This window comes from Shewanella chilikensis, assembly GCF_037953065.1.
GTDB lineage: Bacteria > Pseudomonadota > Gammaproteobacteria > Enterobacterales > Shewanellaceae > Shewanella > Shewanella chilikensis.
In genome coordinates, this window is sequence record NZ_CP149966.1 from 2,791,391 (window position 1) to 2,811,218 (window position 19,828).

At 49.6% G+C, this 19,828-nt stretch carries 17 protein-coding genes; 11 read left to right on the forward strand and 6 right to left on the reverse strand.

Translation table 11 applies throughout. The annotated features are described in order from the left end of the window. Window positions 1-42: 42 nt before the first annotated feature. Window positions 43-1,680: an HAL/PAL/TAL family ammonia-lyase gene (locus WKR14_RS12700; RefSeq protein ID WP_101056146.1), complete on the reverse strand. Its 1,638-nt coding sequence runs from the start codon at window positions 1,678-1,680 to the stop codon at window positions 43-45. A gap of 26 nt (window positions 1,681-1,706) precedes the next feature. Next, a complete protein-coding gene (locus WKR14_RS12705; RefSeq protein ID WP_339086382.1) occupies window positions 1,707-3,266 on the reverse strand; it encodes a flavocytochrome c in 1,560 nt (519 codons plus the stop codon). Between the two features lie 168 nt (window positions 3,267-3,434). Here WKR14_RS12705 and WKR14_RS12710 point away from each other — a divergent pair, with 168 nt between their 5' ends. Then, a complete protein-coding gene (locus tag WKR14_RS12710; RefSeq protein ID WP_165565253.1) occupies window positions 3,435-4,958 on the forward strand; it encodes a sigma-54-dependent Fis family transcriptional regulator in 1,524 nt (507 codons plus the stop codon). A gap of 171 nt (window positions 4,959-5,129) precedes the next feature. On the opposite strand, the gene WKR14_RS12715 is transcribed toward WKR14_RS12710, so the two are convergent. Beyond that, window positions 5,130-5,897 carry a hypothetical protein gene (locus WKR14_RS12715; protein WP_339086385.1) on the reverse strand — a complete coding sequence of 256 codons (768 nt, stop codon included), beginning with the start codon at window positions 5,895-5,897 and terminating at the stop codon, window positions 5,130-5,132. A 138-nt stretch (window positions 5,898-6,035) separates the two neighbouring features. Then, complete coding sequence (locus tag WKR14_RS12720) at window positions 6,036-7,208, reverse strand: porin (RefSeq protein ID WP_071475950.1); 1,173 nt, start codon at window positions 7,206-7,208, stop codon at window positions 6,036-6,038. A gap of 512 nt (window positions 7,209-7,720) precedes the next feature. Here WKR14_RS12720 and WKR14_RS12725 point away from each other — a divergent pair. Next, window positions 7,721-7,912: a DUF4250 domain-containing protein gene (locus WKR14_RS12725; protein WP_025010503.1), complete on the forward strand. Its 192-nt coding sequence runs from the start codon at window positions 7,721-7,723 to the stop codon at window positions 7,910-7,912. A 10-nt stretch (window positions 7,913-7,922) separates the two neighbouring features. On the opposite strand, the gene WKR14_RS12730 is transcribed toward WKR14_RS12725, so the two are convergent. Next, window positions 7,923-9,959 (reverse strand): DNA topoisomerase III, encoded by a 2,037-nt coding sequence (locus tag WKR14_RS12730; protein ID WP_226565742.1) that lies wholly within the window; start codon window positions 9,957-9,959, stop codon window positions 7,923-7,925. A 320-nt stretch (window positions 9,960-10,279) separates the two neighbouring features. Between WKR14_RS12730 and WKR14_RS12735 the strand changes: the two genes are divergently transcribed. From WKR14_RS12735 to WKR14_RS12775, 9 genes are all read left to right on the forward strand, one after another. Next, a complete protein-coding gene (locus WKR14_RS12735) occupies window positions 10,280-10,894 on the forward strand; it encodes a peroxiredoxin (protein ID WP_224868283.1) in 615 nt (204 codons plus the stop codon). Between the two features lie 117 nt (window positions 10,895-11,011). After that, window positions 11,012-11,875, forward strand: coding sequence for an MBL fold metallo-hydrolase (locus WKR14_RS12740; protein WP_101056158.1), 864 nt, complete (start codon window positions 11,012-11,014; stop codon window positions 11,873-11,875). Window positions 11,876-11,890: 15 nt separating this feature from the next. Beyond that, a complete protein-coding gene (locus tag WKR14_RS12745) occupies window positions 11,891-12,301 on the forward strand; it encodes a TIGR01244 family sulfur transferase (protein ID WP_101056160.1) in 411 nt (136 codons plus the stop codon). A 33-nt stretch (window positions 12,302-12,334) separates the two neighbouring features. Beyond that, window positions 12,335-14,056 carry a SulP family inorganic anion transporter gene (locus WKR14_RS12750; protein ID WP_101056161.1) on the forward strand — a complete coding sequence of 574 codons (1,722 nt, stop codon included), beginning with the start codon at window positions 12,335-12,337 and terminating at the stop codon, window positions 14,054-14,056. A 753-nt stretch (window positions 14,057-14,809) separates the two neighbouring features. Next, entirely contained in the window at window positions 14,810-15,211 is a 402-nt protein-coding gene (locus WKR14_RS12755) for a hypothetical protein (RefSeq protein ID WP_101056163.1), read from the forward strand. A 412-nt stretch (window positions 15,212-15,623) separates the two neighbouring features. Continuing rightward, complete coding sequence (locus WKR14_RS12760) at window positions 15,624-16,088, forward strand: hypothetical protein (protein ID WP_165565258.1); 465 nt, start codon at window positions 15,624-15,626, stop codon at window positions 16,086-16,088. Between the two features lie 397 nt (window positions 16,089-16,485). Then, entirely contained in the window at window positions 16,486-17,370 is an 885-nt protein-coding gene (locus tag WKR14_RS12765; RefSeq protein WP_234556859.1) for an AraC family transcriptional regulator, read from the forward strand. Beyond that, window positions 17,367-18,137 carry an AzlC family ABC transporter permease gene (locus WKR14_RS12770; protein ID WP_264186603.1) on the forward strand — a complete coding sequence of 257 codons (771 nt, stop codon included), beginning with the start codon at window positions 17,367-17,369 and terminating at the stop codon, window positions 18,135-18,137. The genes WKR14_RS12765 and WKR14_RS12770 overlap by 4 nt, the downstream gene beginning before the upstream one ends. Next, window positions 18,134-18,436 carry an AzlD domain-containing protein gene (locus tag WKR14_RS12775; protein ID WP_025009838.1) on the forward strand — a complete coding sequence of 101 codons (303 nt, stop codon included), beginning with the start codon at window positions 18,134-18,136 and terminating at the stop codon, window positions 18,434-18,436. The genes WKR14_RS12770 and WKR14_RS12775 overlap by 4 nt, the downstream gene beginning before the upstream one ends. A gap of 4 nt (window positions 18,437-18,440) precedes the next feature. Here the strand turns inward: WKR14_RS12775 and WKR14_RS12780 are convergent, their stop codons facing one another. Then, window positions 18,441-19,808: an MFS transporter gene (locus WKR14_RS12780; RefSeq protein ID WP_096141323.1), complete on the reverse strand. Its 1,368-nt coding sequence runs from the start codon at window positions 19,806-19,808 to the stop codon at window positions 18,441-18,443. Window positions 19,809-19,828 lie beyond the last annotated feature (20 nt).

Here is a 19,828-nt window from a genome sequence, read left to right on the forward strand (position 1 = left end):
TGGGCTTCCTGTTGCGGGGCAGTTGCCTGCCCCGCTCTTCTATCAGTAGTTGGCAATAAAGTCGTGTGACGCCTGAATATCAGGAGTGAAAGGGCGATCCTTGCTTACGAAAGGCACTTTTTGACGATAAGCTTCATACATAGCGCCTGTGGCTTTACCCTGTTTCAAGCTCTTATCGTGCATCTTGCGCAGATCGATAGCTTGAGTAGAGTGCAGCAGCTCCAGACCATAGATGGTGTTGGTGTTGTCAACAATCTGGACCAGATTGTCAGAAGCCAGTTTCAGGTTGGTGAAAGTGTCTTCGATATTACCGGCAATCTGAACACCATCGAATGAAACCGGGCTAGCCAGTTGCTTGTTACGCACCTGCATGTCAACGAAGGCTTTCTGGATAGCACCGAAAGCATGACCATTGTTTTCCGGACCGGCCAGGAAGCGGCTCAGACGGGTAAAGTGGGCATCAGACAGGTGGATAGTACGCATCACGCTGTTATGAGATACGTGAGTCAGGGCCGTGCTCAGGTTCTGTACCGCCAGGGCAACAGGTAGTGGCTCGAAGTTGGTGGTTGGGAACACACCGCCCTTGCCTTCAACCATGTACTTGGCTACTTGAGGGAACTGGCTGTAGTCCTTGGAAGCACCCAGTACCACGGCAGGGTTATCGTCTGAGTGGTTGATCTGAATATCGATCACTTCGCCCAGATCCACCAGAGCTTTCTTGGCGCTGGCCAGTGTGTAGGCTGTGGTACGGTAGCTAAGAGGATCCTGCAGCGGACGCTCATCATTCAGTTGCCACAGATAGCTTCCATCCAGCTGCGCCAGAATATCCTTGGTAGTTGCCTGAATATAAGGGAAAGGACGAATATCATTGGTTTGTGGCAGGAAAGGTGCCACGTTACCGTTCAAACCTTCAAGGCTCAGACCGAATACGGTTGGGGACACTTCCAGCAAGTGCTTGGCATCCTGATAGCCCTTCATCGCATAGGCTACAGCCACCGCGTTGTTGGACAGGATGGACAGAGCATCTTTACCCATAGGCTCCAGCAGAGGAACACCGGCATCGGCCATGGCTTCACGGCTACTGACACGCTTGCCCTTGTAGAACACTTCCCACTCACCAATCATCGCCAGACCGACGTGAGAGGCCAACAGGATGTCGGCTTCACCCACAGTACCCTGTGAAGGGATAACTGGAGTGATGCCCTTGTTCAAGTAAGCTTCGTAAAGGTCGGCAACCACAGGCTGAACCCCGGTTTGACCGGCCAGAATGGTATTGAGACGCACAGCCAGAGCAACACGGGTCAGACGCACAGGCATAGGCTCACCGACACCGGCGCTGTGAGCGCGCAGCGTGCTGTAGTTGAAGCTACGGGAAGCATCCATAACGGCAGCACTCAGCTTACCATTGGCATCAAACAGCTTGTGGTCTTTGTTCAGGCCCACACCTACAGTCAGACCATAAACCGGCTTACCCAGACGCGCAGCTTCCATCAACAACTCGTGCGCCTTAACCAGTTTGGTACGGGCCTGAGAGGCTACTTTGACTTTGGCACCATCGGCAATGGCCCAGGCTTGTTCCTGAGTCATATGCTTGCCATCCAGAACCACTTGTTCCATTGCCAGAGCACTGCCTGACATCAGACCCAGCGTCAGCGACGCCAGCATTAAAGATTTGTTCATCATCTTACTCCTTATTATTGAATTTGTTACGCTTGTTTCAGTGCAACCGGCTTGGCAGCAGCACAATTGCGGCCGGCGTTACGGCCGGTAACAATACCTTCAGCCACAGCACAGGCACCTAGGCGGCTGGCACCGTGAATACCGCCGGTGGATTCGCCGGCCGCATACAAGCCTGCAATCGGCTGGTTACTGACCAGATGCAGGACTTCAGAATTGGTATTAACCTTGACACCACCCATGCAGTAGTGAACTTTTGGCCACATACGCACTGCGTACCATGGGCCCTTGTCCAGGACTATGGCTTCCTGCATTGGACGACCAAACTCTTTGTCTTCACCGCTCTTGACCGCTTCGTTCCAACGGGCCACCTGCGCCTTGAGCTTGTCGGCCGGCATACCATAAGCCTTGGCCAGCTCATCCAGGGTGTCAGCCTTGGTGATCACCTTATACTTGATGCCCCAATCCAGAGTTTGGGCATTCTTGGCGCCTTCGGCATTGGTAAAGCCAATGGGGTACACAGGGTTGTTGTGCTCATCTCTGCGGGTCATGATGGCATCGGCACGCGCCTTACGATCGGCCAGCTCATTGAAGAAACGCTCACCGGTGCGCACATCCACCACTATGCCGTGAGGATAAGTGGCGATGGTATTGAACTGGGATGCAGTTCCAAAACCTTTCTCATCAGGTGATGCCCATGGGCCCAGTTGAATTTGATCCAGATGGATAGGGTTGGCACCCAGAAGCATCATCTGCTTCAGTGCTTCAGATGTCGCACCCGGATGGTTGGTTGAGTCCAGATCATTGTTCAGCTCAGGCAGCTGCATCATGCGATATTCAATATCCCGGCCAAAGCCACCGGTCGCCATGATCACCCCTTTGCGGGCACCTATGGTGCGTATCTTACCTGTCCGCTCCCGTGGGAAATAATAACCTTCACGAACCTCGACCCCGATCACGCGGCCTTCGTCATCTCGGATAAAAGATTCGAGCTTGGTTTGATTTTTCATGATCACGCCTTTGGCGCGGGCCGCCTTGACCAGCGGACGTATGATACCGGCACCGGAGCTTTCAACTGTCTGCAGTACCCGCTGCACACTGTGACCACCGAAATGCTGTACGAAAGGCTTCCACTTGACGCCGTAGTCAATCAGCCACTGGCATGATTCCGCCGTGCCGTTACATACCAGCTTGAGCATCTCAACATCATTCATGCCACGACCTGCGCGCAACATGTCGGCCACCATGGCATCAACTGAATCTTCAATACCGGCCTGCTTTTGCAACGGAGAACCGGCAACCGCCATGGCACCACCATTGATGGTTGAGTTGCCGCCAAAAACCGGCATCTTATCGATAACCATTACGCTGACGCCGGCTTCACGGGCCTGCAGGGCCGCTGCCATACCGGCAAAGCCACTGCCGACCACCAATACGTCTACCAGTTCATCAAAGGATTCCGGCGCCTGTTCGCGACACTGGGCCATGGCACCATTGCTGACAGCCATCCCCACCCCGGTCACTGCCAGAGCGGCGCCGCCTTTGAGCAACTGACGACGACTACTGTCTATTTTCTGTTTTTCTGTCATGTACTTATTTTCCTTTCATGCAGGGAAAGAACTTCAGTCAACCAGTTGCACTGGCCATGCCAACTAACCAAAAAGAGGTGCTCAGGGGGAGATTTATGATTACGGCCACAGAATCACGAAATATAAAGATCTACAATCACGAAACTTCGCGGTTTATTTGAAATATCAATGGAAAAACACTTTTATTACGAGTGTACCAGGCGGCTCTGCAGTAGCCTGCAGTTGGAAACCTCGCTTAAACACTACTTCGACTATGTACGTGACTCAGTGCCTCTCGACGGCCTATTCATTAACATTTATCGAAAAGAATTCAACGACATACAATTTATCGCCCAGGCCAACGAAACGCAGGCAAGCACGCTTGATGTCCAGGTTTCCCTCCCTGAGGGACTGGCCAAAACGCTGGAAGATCCCGATAGACCCAGGGTGAGGATTGTTAACGACATTGATCATGATCCCGTGACATCCCAGGTTGCCCCTAAGGTGATCCCCGGGATCCGCTCTCTAATCATTTTACGTATGTCGATGGAAGATACCCATTTGGGCATAGTAGGCTTTTACTCCAAGAGTGCCGGCACCTTCCGCCCCCGACACGCAGATATGCTGGCGCCGCAGATGAGTACCTTTGCCCTGATCACAGCCCTCAACCTCAGAGGTCGTAATCTGCTGCTGGAAAATCAGGCGCTGGCCAAACAAAACGTTAGCCTCAAACGTACGCTGGATGTGCAAAACGGTGTGGTCGGTGCCAACTCGGGGCTGAAACAGGTGATGCAACAAGTGCAATCCATCGCTCATCTCAACACCACGGTACTGATGCTGGGGGAAACCGGTTGCGGAAAAGAGGTGATTGCCAACGCCATTCATGAACTCTCGGCCAGGGCCGGCAAACCCTTTGTCAAAGTCAACTGCGGCGCCATTCCCGAGACCCTTATCGACTCAGAGCTGTTCGGTTATGAGAAAGGCGCCTTTACCGGCGCCGAATCGCGCAAGGCCGGTTATTTTGAACAGGCCAACGGCGGCACCATCTTCCTCGATGAGATTGGTGAACTGCCACTCTCGGCTCAGGTGAGACTGCTGCGGGTACTGCAAAACAGCACCATTACCCGGGTCGGTGGCCATGAACAGGTACACCTGAACATCAGAGTGATAGCGGCAACCCACAGGCACCTGCAAGCCATGGTGCATCAGGGGGATTTTCGTGAGGATCTCTGGTATCGGCTGGCGGTATTCCCGATAGACATCCCCTCTTTACGCCAGCGGCGTACAGATATCCCTCTGTTGGTGCAACATTTTATTGAACAGCTGAGCGCCCGATTCCAGTTGCTCAAACTACCCTGTATCCGCCCTGAGCAGTTGGCAATTCTCAGTCAGTACAATTGGCCCGGCAATGTCAGGGAGCTGATTAATGTGCTGGAGCGGGCCATCATTCAAAACCCGGCCGGACCACTGGACTTCAGTTTCCTGGCGCCGCAAACCGAAGCCGTGGCCACTGCCAGCGGCCAGACCATAGTGGTCGACCCCAGCCATGCGGGCAATCAACTGGTACCGCTGGAAACCATGACCCGTAAATACATAGAGCATGCCCTTAAAGTGACCGGCGGCAAGCTATACGGCCCCGGCGGTGCTGCCGAGCTGTTGGATATTAACCCCAATACTCTACGCAGCAAGATGAAAAAACTGGGGATCGTTTAGAAACAGGACATAGCAAACGACTCTGGAAAGGAGCAAGCTCATTCCGACGGGGAAAAATAACATAAAAGGCCGACAGTCATCACTTTCGGCCTTTTTATTGCACCTTGCTGCCGGGTCTTGCTGTTGCATCTTTTCGCATCGACAGGCTTAAAACCGCATATACCCGTGGCGTTAAAAAGCGTAGCGAAGAGAGAAGCTGTACTCCAGGCCATCGTTGGGTGCAGTGCCCCAACTCTTGTAGTGTGTCAGTTGCAGCTTGAGACTCAAGTCTTGTGCCAATGGGCCTGAAACAGCGGCAAACAATTGATGACCATAATCGTCGTCATAACCAAAAACAGCCGCATGCTCGTGGTCACGCCCCAAAGCGGCGGTGTAATCCAAGTTTAGTTTCCAACCTTTGGGGAACACGGGCAAATCGTAATAACTGTTGCCATTGAACACTACGCCGGATAACCCTGAGTAATCTTTATCGGTCAGATTGGACTGACTCACAGTATAGTGCCCCGCCAATCCCAGGTTGAAACGCAGCGCACCGCAGTCAAAATGCTGCTTCAAGCCGAGATAAAAATTGTCCTCGGTCAGGTGCTTATGGGTGCCGAGAAAGTTTTGCAACCACAGTGCGGTACGCTCTTCGTTGAGCCGATAATGCCAAACTGTCAAAGACTTGAAGGCGACTCGTTTATCAGCCACCCATTTACCGGGGTTTTCCACCTTGAGCAGCTGGTAAAAAGTATTGCGATCGTCACGGCTGAAATGACTGAGCGCGGCAAAGCTTTGGTTGAAAGCACCGGGATTATCATCACGGGTGGCGCTTGTAAACCCCAGATAACCGGCCTCTATTTGAGTCGATGCGCCAACATCAGTCGCCCCAAAACCGCCAAGTGCGGTAACGGCCAGCCCAACTAGTCTACTATTGAGTTTCATCATTTCCTTGTTCAATTAGTGTTTCCTTCACACCCTGGACTCATGTCCTTGATGGCATCTAGTTTCCCTTGTCCAATGCAATGGATAAGCTATTGAATAAAGTAAAAAAAGGCCACCCTAAGGTGGCCTATGCAGGGAAATACAGGGAGCCCCTTAGAAGAAGTAACGGATACCTACCGCATAGTTGTTGTCCTGCAGATCTTCCCAGGACTTGTCATCCATGCTGCTGAAGTCAATCTTGGCTTCGGCATACATCACAGTGTCACGGCTGTAACGGTAGTGCAGACCCAGAACTGCAAATTGGCGGGTCCAGTCACCTTGGATGGCGGTGTTGGCATCAGTATCCAGATCCTGATAGCTCAGCAGGAATGAAGGAACAAAGCCGTTGTCATACTGGTAAGCGACGATGAATTCACCACCGGTAGAATCGTACAAGTTGCCACCAACCAGTTCGTTTTGCTTACTCTTGTGAGCGTTGAAGCCAACGTACAGACCATCTGCTTCGCGGCCTGGAGCATACTGGTAGAAGCTGCCGTACTGGGCACCGATACCGACGATCTGGTTAGTATCATCAACGGCGACACCGGCCAGGTTGCCTTCAAAGTCACCACGGTTGAAACCGGCCAATACCTTGAACTTATCGGTTACATAGTAAGTCACGCTGGCACCATAGCTGGAGTCAAAGCTCAGCTCAGAGCCATCATTTAGCGCCGCGCCGTTTTCGTCAAACAGGGCAACGTCGTCATTTTGCTTGGAAGCATACTGAAGGGCGATATGCAGCTTGCCGAAGAAGGTGTTGCGATACTGGAAGGCAGCATCTGCACGACCAGCACCTGTCAGGCCGCCGTCACCAAAGGTGTATGCACCTACAGACCAGCCAGTGAAGGCATCCAGGATATCTGTGGTATAAGCCACATCATAGTATGCCCCCCACTGCTTACCGAAAGTCAGAGTACCCCACTTGTCGTGAGCCATACCCACATAACCCAAGCGGTTGAACAAGAAGTCACTGTTCTTCTCGGCACGCATCTGACCACCGCCCTGGCCTTGGGTGTAGATCAGGCCGTCATCACTGGTCACCATGTTAATGCCCCACTCAGTGTGGGCAAAGGCGCGCCAGCCGTTGCGTTCCTGGCGATCAAAACGGAAACCTACGCGAGAGAAATTATCGATAACAGATGTTTCATGACCATCATTAAAGGCGGCAAAACCCAGCCAACCTATCATGTTTACACTATTGGTCTGATCTTTATACAGTTCTACAGCTTGAGAAGCGCCACTCGCCAGCATAGCCGGGATCACAAGTGCCAGGATCTTCTTGTTCATATTCATTACCCTTTTATAAGTAAAACGCGTTTAATACGCTGATTTATTAGACATATTTCTATGTGTTACTCGAGGGCTGCAGTTTGCGTGCCAGCTGTAAAAAAGCCAATTCCAGCCCCTGGTTTCCTGCGCTGGATCGACAAACCGTGAAATATCGTGATTGGAAAGCGTTAAATGCCGTGGGAAGAATTAAATATCGTTGTAACAAGCGAACTGTTTCTGCAGCAAAAGGGATGCATGCGTATCGACAAGGGCTGAATCAATCACCTTGACAACAAAGATTAACAGATTGATTTTTAAACACTTAAGTTAAGATTGGTTAAAGTGATCGCGAATGCTTGATGTAACAGGAACCGATAAAAATGATCAATAAAACCGCCTTGAACAGAAAATAAAATTACTTTATTAAGATATTGATTTTGTAAAACTTTAAATATATTCAGCCAAGATTTGCAACCCAAGCCAACTCTATTGCATTATGGGGCAGTCAACCGCTGACACCTGGAGGGAATATGGAAAGCCTGCAACATCTGCCCGCCGAAATACTGCTGGGCATAGTCAATGAGAAACTAAGACTGCAATGCCCGGACAGAGATGCACTTTATTACGAGCTTGACCTGTCACCTGCCCAGCTCGAGCATAAGCTCAGTGCGCTGGGATACGAGTACCATGCCCTGTCCAACCAATACCGACGCTTGAAATAACCGCCCGTCCTCAAGAAGTTGCGAACTGGGCTTTGGTTTTGCTCTTGGTCGCTGAGCGATAGTTGCGCTTGCCGCTGCCCGTCTTGTTGCCAGTGCTCTTTTTGGTGCTTGTGCCCTTGGAGGCACCAGCCTTAGCAGCATAAGCGCCACTGCGACGTTTACGTCCTTTAAAGCCTGTACTTTTCACGCCACTCAAGGCCGTAGGCAGTTGTGCCTTGGCCTGCTCAATAAGCTCACCCAATTTAGCCGTCAAGGGCTGCATAAAGGCCTGATATTTAAGTTCACGGCGACAAATCGCATCCAGGCTACTTTCCCACAGCGCCGTCATATCCGGCGTGGTGGCCACTTCAGGCAGGCTTTGAATAAGCCCGCTGCCGGCCTCAGTTGCCAGAATACTCTTGCCCTGACGTTTCAAAAAGCCACGTTTAAACAAGAGTTCAATGATCCCGGCGCGGGTCGCTTCTGTCCCCAGACCATCGGTTTCCTTGAGAATTTTGCGGATCTCAGTGTCTTTCACATAGCGGCTTATTCCTGTCATCGCCGCCAGCAGTGTGGCGTCGGTAAAATGCTTGGGCGCCTGGGTCATCTTTTCCACTAGTTCACCCTTGAGGCAATCCAGCACCTGCCCCTGAGTCAACTCAGGTAAGCTGGTTTGAATATCTTCCGCTTCATCGTCGGCTTTTTGTTTGCCAAACAACTGTTTCCACCCCTGTTTTAATGGTTGTTTGGCCTTGGCCACGAAACAACCTCCAACAATGTCGATCACAACGCGGGTTTCAAGGTACTCATAATTAGGGTAAAACTGCGCCAAATACTGACGGGCGATCTGCAAATACACCTGACGCTCACGCTGTGATAAAACACCAAGGTTAGCCGTCTTTTCCGTAGGCACTATCGCGTGATGGGCGTCTACCTTGGCATCGTTCCAGGCCTTGGACTTAAGGGCGGGATTAGGCGCTTCACAGCCTTGCAACAGCTCTGCTGCCCCTTGGGTAATGGCATTCAAGACTGCCGGGGCCAGCTGTAACTGCGCCTTGGGCAGGTGGCGGCTATCGGAGCGCGGATAAGTGATCAATTTATGCCGTTCATACAGAGACTGCGCCGTATCCAGCACCTCTTTGGCGCTCATACCAAAACGTTTGGCGCAATCAATCTGTAGCGCTGACAGACTATAGAGCAAAGGCGGTGCCTGGTGTCTTTGCCTGCGCTCCAGCTCATCAACCCGGCCGGGTTGACCGGTGATCCTGCCTACCACATTCATCGCCAAACCGCGCGAAAGCACTCGCCCCTCCTCGTCCATCCAAGGTTGACAAGCCTCACTAGGCTGCCAGCGAGCGCTGAAACAGCTCCCCTCTTGGGTGCTAAGATGGGCCAGTACTTCATAAAAGGGTTTGGGCACAAAGGCAGCGATTTCCAGATCGCGCCGGACAACCAAACCAAGCACAGGAGTTTGCACCCGACCGACCGACAGCACGCCCTGATAGCCCACCTTGCGCCCCTGCAAGGTATAGGCACGGGTCATATTCATGCCGTAGAGCCAATCGGCTCGACTGCGCGCCAGTGCCGAAGTCGACAACGGCACAAACTCGCGGTTACTGCGCATCTGCCCCAAGGCGCGTTTTACCGCTTGCGGGTTGAGGTCGCTTATCAACAAGCGTTTGACCGCCGCCAGCTTATCGCCCTTGACCCCAAGATGGACAATCACTTCATCTACCAACAACTGCCCTTCCCGGTCCGGATCGCCGGCATTGACCAATTCACTGGCCTGCTTGACCAATTTACGCAAGACACTGAGTTGGCCGCGACTGCTGGCTTTGGGTTTAACCTGCCAATCGGACGGGACAATAGGCAGATGTTCCAACTGCCAGGACTTGTAGGCGGGATCGTAAGCATCCGGCTCAGCTTGCTCCAGCAGATGACCGATACACCAGGAAACACAATCACCGTTGCCAAGCTCGATATAGCCCTCATGTTTGCGATGGGGTTTAGGGAGCACCTCGGCGATGGCGCGCCCAAGGCTGGGCTTTTCGGCGATATAGAGGATCATCCACTGCGTCCTTTGACTGTCACTGGACAGTATTACTGGATAAAATTACAGTAATTTTAGCCAAGTCAGCTTTAGGCTGCAAATAATCCTTCTTATGCTTCCCTATGGTAACTCCGGAGCCGTAGTTCTTGGTTTGAAGCCGAGCTGTTTAACGCACTTTTGTTCCGATGTTTATTATCTGAATCCCCACTTCCCTAATCGCTATACCCTCTCGGACTAATTGAGAATTTCTATTTGTACTTAGTAGCGAATGCTATTATAGTATATCCATTAGAAAAATCTTATTGATGAAATTCTGATGCAAGTGGGAAAAACGCTATATGACTGAACAGACAACTGTAGCTGCGATGCCAGGTCTAAATGAAGCAGCTCCGCCTTTCACCGCAAAAACCACCCAGGGTACGCTTAGCCTGGAAGACTACAAAGGTAAATGGTTGGTTCTTTTCTCTCATCCGGCAGACTTTACCCCGGTATATACCACTGAATTTATGGCGTTTGCTCAGGCAAGTGCAGATTTTACAGCGCTTAATTGTGAACTGATGGGGCTGTCTATCGATGGTGTTCATGCGCACATCGCATGGGCTCGTAGCGTTAAAGATAACTTCGGTGTTGAAATTAACTTCCCGATTATTGCTGACCTAAATATGAAAATTGCTGGTGCTTACGGCATGGTTCAGCCAGGTGCGAGTAATACTTCTGCGGTTCATGCCACTTTTGTTATCGCCCCTGAAGGCGTGCTACGCGCAATGCTTTACTACCCAATGAGTAATGGCCGTTCAGTAGCAGAAATTCTACGTCTAGTTGAAGCGCTACAAACTAGCGATGCAAACGTATGTGCAACTCCAGAAAGCTGGATCCCAGGCAATGAAGTGATTGTTCCACCACCAGCAACCGCTCAAGAAGCCGAAGTACTTAAAGTTCAAGGTTATAACTAGGTTGACTGGTACTTCAGTAAAAAAACTGTAATCCGCAAACCATGCCTGTTGCTATGTAAACAGGAGCTATCCGGCCCACGTGACGTTAATCATCTTTTATGGAATCAAGGAGGAAATATGACTCCCGGCGTTTACGAATTTTTCGATCCGAAAACCTTTACCTACAGCTATGTAGTCGTAGATCCAAACAGCCAGCAATGTGCCGTTATCGATTCGGTACTAGACTACGACCCCGCTTCAGGCAGGACTTCATACGAAACAGCAGATAAGCTGATTGAGTTTGTAACGAAAAGTGGCTTAAAGGTTGAGTGGATTCTTGAAACTCATATTCATGCTGATCATCTCAGCGCAGCCCCCTATATCAAGCAGAAACTTGGGGGCGAACTGGGTATTGGTGACAAAATCACTGTGGTACAAGATACATTCGGCAAGCTATTTAATGCCGGTAGTGATTTCGCGATGGATGGCAGTCAGTTTGATCATTTGTTTGCCGATCAAGAGACTTTTACTCTTGGTAGTATTGAAGCACACGCAATTCATACTCCGGGCCACACTCCTGCCTGTATGGCTTATGTGATTGGTAACTGCGTATTTGTTGGCGACACCTTATTTATGCCCGATTACGGCACCGCCCGTTGCGATTTCCCCGGAGGAGATGCAGCAACCCTCTATCGCTCAATTCAGAAATTATTCGCTCTGCCTGATGAAACGCGTGTCTTTATGTGCCATGACTACAAAACACCAAATCGCGAAGAGTATCTGTTTGAAACTACGATTGGTGAGGAGCGCCTATACAATATTCACGTCAAACAGAATATTTCTGAGCAGCAATTTGTTGAGATGCGCAGAGCACGTGATTCCACACTGAATATGCCAACCCTGATTTTACCTTCGGTTCAGGTCAATATGCGTGCCGGAGAGTTACCACCGGAAGAAGATAATGGTGTGCACTATCTGAAAATACCATTGAATAAAGTCTGAAACGGAGTTGCTGTTATGCTGACACCAATCTATTTAACGGAATCAATTACCGTTTCACCACAAATTTTTCCCAGTGACATACCACGTCTGGCATCAATGGGGTTTAAGTCGATCATCAATAACCGTCCAGACGGAGAAGAAAATAATCAGCCCTTGAATAGAGAAATTGAACGACTGGCTAAAGAACATGGTATGACCTATTTTCACTTACCGGTTATTTCCGGAAATATTACTCAGGATCAGGGGAAGCAGTTTAGTCAGTTCTTTGTACACGCCCCTAAACCTATTTTTGCTTTCTGTCGCACAGGAACACGTTGCAGCGCACTCTGGTCGATGAGCTGCACGGAACTGGGTTCATTTGATCGGCGTATTGCCCAAGCTACCGAAATGGGTTTTGATCTTAGTTGGGTTAAGCAACCCGATTAACCGAATTCACACATTGCTTAGGATAGCCAAAGCATGAAAAATTCCTGGTTGAAATGGTTGCCGATATCATCTTGGTTGCCTGATTATTCGCGTCATGACGCCACAAAAGATAGCTTAGCTGCTATTATCGTGACTTTGATGCTTATCCCACAAAGCCTTGCATACGCGATGGTTGCTGGTCTGCCCCCCATTGTTGGTCTGTACGCCAGTATCCTGCCGCTGATCATTTATACAATGCTTGGCACCAGTAAAACACTGGCCGTGGGCCCGGTAGCGGTGATCTCGCTAATGACCGCAGAAGCCATTGCTCCGCTTTTTGAAACTGGTAGCCAGGGTTATATCACCGCCGCTGCAACCTTGGCATTTCTTTCCGGTATAGTGCTATTGCTAATGTCGGTACTAAGACTGGGATTTCTGACCACATTTTTAAGCCATCCGGTGCTTTCTGGCTTTATGACTGCTTCTGGTATTCTTATCTCTATTGGTCAGCTTAAACATATTTTTGGCGTGTCACTGCATGGGGAAAATGTGCTGCAGCGCTTGACCAATCTTATTCTTGCGTTACCCCAAACTAATCTCTATACCCTGATGATTGGGGCGTTCAGTTTGATTGCCCTTATCTATGCACGCAAAAGCCTCAAACCCAATTTGATCAAACTAGGACTTTCATCAGAACTGGCAAGTCATGCAATCAAACTGGCTCCAGTGATGGTGATGATATTGAGTATTGTGTTAGTGGCCCTGTTTGATCTGGACAAAAAAGGCGTCAGCGTAGTCGGCCAGATCCCAAGCGGTTTGCCTAGTTTTTCACTGCCATCGCTCGATCTCGCACTAATCGAAGACCTGCTTCCGGCTTCGATTCTGCTGAGTATTATCGGTTTCGTCGAGTCAGCTTCAGTTGGGCAAACATTAGCGGCGAAACGTCGCCAGAGAATTGAGCCAAATCAGGAGCTGATTGCCTTAAGTGGTGCCAACATCGCATCAGCTATTAATGGGGGATTCCCGGTTACAGGTGGTCTGTCGCGCTCAGTAGTCAATTATGATGCTGGCGCTGAAACGCCAATGGCGGGAACATTTACCGCAATTGGAATCGGCATTACCGTGCTTTATTTCACCCCGCTGTTTACCTATTTGCCACATGCGGTGTTAGCGGCAACCATTATCGTTGCTGTATCGGCACTGATTGATGTGAGAGCCATTATCCATACCTGGAAAAGTGCAAAGAGTGATGCTATCGCCATGTTTCTTACCATTATCGGTGTATTGGCATTTAATGTTGAGACTGGCGTATTAACGGGGCTGGCTACATCTCTAGCGCTATTTCTATGGCGCACCAGTCGGCCACATATTGCAGTGGTTGGTTTAATTGAGGGAAGCCAGCATTTTCGTAACATTCTTCGTTTTAATGTCATCCAAAGTAAAACGGTACTCAGCCTGCGGATTGACGAAAGCTTATATTTCGCCAATGCTCGTTATCTAGAAGATCAGATAATGGAACATTTGCAACAGTATCCTAAAACCCAACATCTGGTATTGATGTTATCCGGGGTGAACACAGTCGATACTAGTGCTCTGGAAAGCTTAACGTTAATTCACGACCGCCTGAAAGACTCCAATATTCAACTACACTTATCAGAAGTTAAAGGCCCGGTAATGGATGATATTCAAAAGTCGGACTTCTTTGAACACTTCAAAGGAAAATTTTATATTAGTCAGTATGAAGCAATAGTTGATCTGGATAGTTCGATAATTTAGAAAGAACTATAGACTTCTAATGTCAATCAATTAAGACAAATAACTTAACATGCTAACCGAAAGACTAAAAACCGGATGATCCCATGTCATCCGGTTTTTTAGGTTAATCTCAGATTAGCGCGGACAGGAAAGTAAAACGATTGGAGAGCTATTATTTAGTCGTTAAACAATTACCAACCCCAACGGTTCTCGATGTCGAATAGGCTTTGTTGAATAAAATATTTTCAACTGAAATTTATCGCAAATTCAACTCCGAAGTGCACAATTCGCTAAATTAAGCTACCTCGCGTAATTTATTAAATACCGCAACATGTTAACCTGCGAAAATAGCCCTGATTAAGCACTCTGTTATTTAAGCAACTGCCAGCCAAACTGGCCACCTTCGGATAAAGCTAAAACCAGTTACCCCCTTTACTGAGTCTGGCACGGAAACGGCGCCCCCTGGGGATTTAAGGTGGCACAGGGGCTCAGGATGTTAAGACCAAAGCAATTTGAACCGCCAATTCATCACTCCAAAAATAAACTATTTTGAATCATAGTGTTACGCACCTTTATTTTCTAGGATTGTACTCCTTTTTTGTACCTATTCCAATCAGAATATCACCTTAATTCGGCACTGAAGCTATCCACTAAAGGGCTTAAACATCAGCAGGCTAATACAAAGTGTTACGGGGATAAGACTTTAGTGGCATGGACAAAAAACACACAATAGATAGCATGATATTGCACTTTGGTTAATCATAAGGAGTTGATATGAAAAATATAAGTGTGGCAATGGCATTGGTTTCAGCTGTTGTGTTCTCTCAAACCACGTTAGCGAGCGACAATAGACTTTGCCTTACCAACGATACAGAGTTTGTAGCCAGTGGTTACTCCGTGCAGGATGGCATAGACGACCCAAACTTTGACCCAAGTATTGAGGTCCAGGTTACTTATTCAGGGAAGGTTTGTACATCATCGCAAAAGGAAGTGAGTACCCTATCAGTTCCAGTTCCAAACACTCCTATTGAAGGAGATAAAAGGACAATCGTGCAAACTCGTGGTGGGTGGGTATATACCTGGGAACAGCTCTATACCAGCAGTGGATGGCAGACTATTTTGTTTTCGCAACGCGAAATTGGTAGTGGCAATGGTAAACATGAAGCCCAACGTTAAGTAACAAGTTCTGGGCCGTTATAAGCCCAGTTTCTTACTTGTTTTTCCCTTTCTAAACAAGAACATTCAGTCCCTTATGAATGACGGTTCAGCTATCATTCGCTTTCCAAAAAACGTTATATTACTTGGATCGCGTTCCATATCTCTAGCCTATGTTGATGCCCAGACTGGCAAGGTTTTCCGATTGTTCAAACCCAAATATTATCATTTACTCTGAAGCCAAGAGACAAGTTAGATTGAAGTAGGAGACAGGACATTTTCATGGACCAAAATTTGATAACCCGCGGTCTTTGACTGTCTAATCCATCACCATGATTTCTGCAACTGCCGTGCTAAACTGCCGATTCGCATTGACATTCAGCGAGAAATATAATTTCATACCAATAATCCATCCAATTGTTTTTAAAGAAAAATGATAGAAGTAAAATGTTTTACGTTTTTTGCCACACAGAAGTTACGCACGTCGGATATAACAAAAATAGTGGAGGATAAACATTACCCAATCATAGAAATTGACGGTTTAGAGCTATCTCCAAGCATAAAATTCACATGTACCAACCCTAATATAAACGAGTTTGATGCTGATGATATGTTAGGAGGGTTCTTTTCGGATCGATTCGACTCTATCAATAATGAAATAATAGAATATGATGGCAATGTAATTATAAAATCCATTTTTGCCCTACAATTCGATGTTGATTGTCCTATATCACTACATGGCGACGAAATAACCTACAAAGAAGGAGAAAGAGATTACTCATATAAAGTATCACCTTCTTTCTGTAGAACAGACTTTCCACCATTAACCGATTCGATAGAGATTAAATCAGAAAAGAAACTCACAATAGAAGAAGCAGTTAAAGAATTGATAATGTAATGAATGGGTTAATGCGCTTATTACCGGGTAAAGACATCTGCAATGAGGTCGCCCTGAGTTTGAGCATCGATATAGGTACAAGTTAGAGTTGGTTTGATAAATTTCTTCTTAAAATTTACTGGGGTTTGGATTAACCTTTCTATCCGAGTCAACCTTTACGCCAAAATTTAATCAATTGATTTGGTTACAGTTTAAAACTTGGTCTAACTGTGTGGCGCCCTTTTCACTCAATCATACCTTAACACTTATTCTTGTTGCTTCATGGCGGCCAGGATTGGCCGTACAATCCCCGGGGAGTCTTAGCTAATCAGGTACTCGCCTGCGTGCAAAAATATCCAAAACAACGCCAGGTAAACTGGTTAATATGCAGGATAGAGAGACTGACAGGGGAATAAAGATGGCCGAAACAGCCAATGCACAGCAAAGCAAATCGCTGCGCCACAAGTCCCGCAGGCAAGGGCGGGAACGGGCGACTTATCGTCTGGCCGAAGAACTTGGCGGCCTGGAAACTCTCAGTGCCAGCTATCATCAGCAGAACTTTGGCCGCCACAGTCATGAAGGCTTCACCTTGGGAATCATAGACAGTGGTGCCCAGCGGTTTTTCCGAAGTGGCGGAGATCATGTTGCCCCCAAACACAGCATCATTCTGGTGAATGCAGATGAGGTGCATAACGGCCGTTCGGCAACAGAAAATGGCTGGTCGTATCGGGCACTTTACCCTACCCCTGAGCAGTTTGCCGAACTGGCACTGTGCAGCAAGCAACAGGTGCCCTGGTTTGCCGAGCCCGTGGTACAGGACCCTCTATTGGCGCACCTGATAGCCATCACCCATGAAGCGCTCAACTATTCGAGTAATCGCCTGCAACGGGAAAGCCTCTTGTACGAAACCCTCAGCCTGTTGATGCTGCGTCACGGTCGGCTGAAGCCCGCTGCTGCTGTCCAGGCAGGCCCCCTGCTGAATAGGGCCAGGCAGTTTCTGGAAGACAGTTGCAGCAGTAACATCTCGCTCCAGGAACTGGCCAGTCTGGTACAGCTGCCGCCTTTTGTGTTACTCAGGCAGTTCAGGGCACAATTTGGTTTAACCCCGCACCAATATCAGACTCAGGTAAGATTAATTCTGGCGCGAAAGTTGTTGCGGCTGGGCGCTTCACCGATCCAGGTGGCACAGGACTCAGGATTTTGCGACCAAAGCCATTTGAACCGTCAATTCAAACGGGCATTCGGCACCACTCCGGGCCAATTTGTTCAAACAGAAAAATCATCAAGATGGAGTCAAGATTGACCATTCACAATCAGCAATCATCATGCGTTCAGGAACTTAACCGGGGCCGCGAATTTTTACGGGGTACCCTGGCGGTAATGCCGCTGACTTTAGCTGTTATCCCCTGGGGAATATTGGCCGGCTCGCTGGCACTGGAAACCGGCCTCAGCGCCGTAGAGAGTCAAGCCATGAGCCTGTTTGTTTTCGCAGGCTCGGCGCAATTGGTCGCCCTCGGAATGATAAAGGCAGGTTCAGGCCTACTGGCCATTTTGGTTACCACGGCATTGATCACCTCGCGTCATCTGCTGTATGCCATGGCGATGCGTCCAGCCATCAGCCCCTTGCCACTGCGCTGGCGCCTGACACTGGGTTTTCTGCTCACGGATGAACTCTTTGCGGTGGCCAATCAAAGCAAGGAAAGTACCCTTAGGCCCTGGTACGCCCTGGGAGCTGGTTTGAGTTTTTATCTTGGCTGGAATCTGGCAACCCTGGCCGGAATTCTCGCCGGCAGCTCTATGGATAATCTCGGCTCTCTGGGACTGGATTTTGCCATCGCAGCCACCTTTATCGCTTTGGTGGTGCCGAGGATAGTCAATGTTGCCACCGCCTTATGTGTGCTCACGGCCATGTTGTTGAGCGTACTGTGTGAAGCACTGGCTATCCCGGGGGGCCTGCTGATCGCCGCCGTAACCGCCATGGCTGTGGGGTATATCTATCAAAGCCTCTTGGGCAGCAGTCCTGTTAAACCGGTTGAGACAACACAAGATAAAGGCGAGGAGCAGGCATGATTTGGTTAACCATACTGACAATGGCGCTGTTGGTGATACTCAGCCGTTATTTACTGCTTGAGCCCGGGCTGCCGATACGGCTTGGCAAGAAAACCCAGGCTTTCCTTGGCTTTTCGGCGCCGGCGGTATTAAGCGCCATCTTCGCCCCCATAGTGTTTCTGCGAGACGGCGAGTTGCAACTGAGCCTGAGCAATCCCTACCTCAGCTGTGCCCTGCTGGCTGCCTTACTTGCACTGCTGACCCGCAACACCCTGCTGACCACTATCGTCAGCATGGCGGTATTTTTCTGGATCTACTGAGGTCTCAGTCAATCACGGCTTTGGTGGCGGCCGCCCCCGACCAGGCCCGCAGCTTGTGGCCGGCAACGGCGTAATAAAGGATCATCCCATAGCAGGGAAGGAGGATCCCGTAGGCGCTTTGATGGGGCACACCCTGGTGCACCAAGGCGCCATAGAGCAATGGCAGCAAGGCGCCACCGGCTATGCCCATGATGAGCAGTGCCGAGGCCACAGCAGTCAGGCGGCCGAGCCCTTCCAGCGCCAGCGGCCAGACAGCGGGCCAGACCAAGGCGTTGGCAAAGCCAAGTAGCGCAAGGTAAAGCAAGGGATCCGGCAGCGGCATTATCCCCAAAGGTTCGAGCAAGAGACTCGACAGCTGCATGCTGGTTTCATCCCCAAGCATGATCCCCAAAGTAAACACCAACCCAGCCAGCGCCGAGCCCACCAAGGCACTGCGCTGACTCATTACTCTTGGGATCAAGAGTATGCCGAGCAAATAGCCAAGCACCATAAATCCCATGGTGTAGGAGGTCAGAATGCCAAATTCGGCCACTTTAAGATGCTGGCCATAGAGGCCTATGCTGTCACCGGCAATCACTTCGGCACCTATATACATAAAGAGAGTCAGTGCCCCGAGAATAGCCTGGGGATAGGCCAGAATGGCGCGCCAATCTGTTCTCGGTACCAAGCTGTCACAGCTTTTGGCCTGGCTGTCCTGTTCAAGTTGCAATTCGGGCAGAGGCGAAAATCGCACATACAGCAGCAACAGAGCCAAGACAACAGCCATCGCCAGGTAAGGCTGCACCAAGCGGGCAGACAGTTGCTCCAATGCCGCAGTGCGCTCAAGCTCACTGAGCTGTGCCAACGCTTCCGGCGTAAAGGCATCCATACCTGTCAGCACCCAGGCACTGAACACTAGAGGGACAATAAAACCGGCTCCCTTGTTGACCACACCCATACAGCTGATCCGCATGGCGGCGCTTTCTCGCGGACCAATGCAAACAATGTATGGATTGGCCGCAGTTTGCAGTATGGTAAGGCCGGTTCCCAGAACAAACAACGCCAGCAAAAACAGGCCAAAGGTGTGGCTCAGCGCCGCAGGGATAAACAGCAGTGCGCCACTCGCCATTACCCCAAGGCCAATCTGTAGCCCGGCACGGTAACCGAAACGGGTCAACAGCCCGGACATGGGCAAGGCCATCACGAAGTAAGCGATATAGAATACAAAGGCCACAAGATAAGCTTGCAGCTCATTGAGTTCACAGGCTATTTTCAGAAAAGGGATCAGTGCACCATTGAGCCAGGTTACGAAGCCGAATACAAAAAAGAGTATTCCAATCAGCACCATGGGCAGTAAAGTGCCGCCTCCTCTATTCAGGGTGTTATTGTCCATTGTCGGCATCTCCTCTTGTT

What these genes read in the sequence shown, in the direction of transcription:
- WKR14_RS12700 (WP_101056146.1), bottom strand. Translation starts at nt 1,680, where the DNA reads ATGAACAAATCTTTAATGCTGGCGTCGCTGACGCTGGGTCTGATGTCA.
- WKR14_RS12705 (WP_339086382.1), bottom strand. Translation starts at nt 3,266, where the DNA reads ATGACAGAAAAACAGAAAATAGACAGTAGTCGTCGTCAGTTGCTCAAA.
- WKR14_RS12710 (WP_165565253.1), top strand. Translation starts at nt 3,435, where the DNA reads ATGGAAAAACACTTTTATTACGAGTGTACCAGGCGGCTCTGCAGTAGC.
- WKR14_RS12720 (WP_071475950.1), bottom strand. Translation starts at nt 7,208, where the DNA reads ATGAACAAGAAGATCCTGGCACTTGTGATCCCGGCTATGCTGGCGAGT.
- WKR14_RS12725 (WP_025010503.1), top strand. Translation starts at nt 7,721, where the DNA reads ATGGAAAGCCTGCAACATCTGCCCGCCGAAATACTGCTGGGCATAGTC.
- WKR14_RS12730 (WP_226565742.1), bottom strand. Translation starts at nt 9,959, where the DNA reads ATGATCCTCTATATCGCCGAAAAGCCCAGCCTTGGGCGCGCCATCGCC.
- WKR14_RS12735 (WP_224868283.1), top strand. Translation starts at nt 10,280, where the DNA reads ATGACTGAACAGACAACTGTAGCTGCGATGCCAGGTCTAAATGAAGCA.
- WKR14_RS12740 (WP_101056158.1), top strand. Translation starts at nt 11,012, where the DNA reads ATGACTCCCGGCGTTTACGAATTTTTCGATCCGAAAACCTTTACCTAC.
- WKR14_RS12745 (WP_101056160.1), top strand. Translation starts at nt 11,891, where the DNA reads ATGCTGACACCAATCTATTTAACGGAATCAATTACCGTTTCACCACAA.
- WKR14_RS12750 (WP_101056161.1), top strand. Translation starts at nt 12,335, where the DNA reads ATGAAAAATTCCTGGTTGAAATGGTTGCCGATATCATCTTGGTTGCCT.
- WKR14_RS12755 (WP_101056163.1), top strand. Translation starts at nt 14,810, where the DNA reads ATGAAAAATATAAGTGTGGCAATGGCATTGGTTTCAGCTGTTGTGTTC.
- WKR14_RS12760 (WP_165565258.1), top strand. Translation starts at nt 15,624, where the DNA reads ATGATAGAAGTAAAATGTTTTACGTTTTTTGCCACACAGAAGTTACGC.
- WKR14_RS12765 (WP_234556859.1), top strand. Translation starts at nt 16,486, where the DNA reads ATGGCCGAAACAGCCAATGCACAGCAAAGCAAATCGCTGCGCCACAAG.
- WKR14_RS12775 (WP_025009838.1), top strand. Translation starts at nt 18,134, where the DNA reads ATGATTTGGTTAACCATACTGACAATGGCGCTGTTGGTGATACTCAGC.
- WKR14_RS12780 (WP_096141323.1), bottom strand. Translation starts at nt 19,808, where the DNA reads ATGGACAATAACACCCTGAATAGAGGAGGCGGCACTTTACTGCCCATG.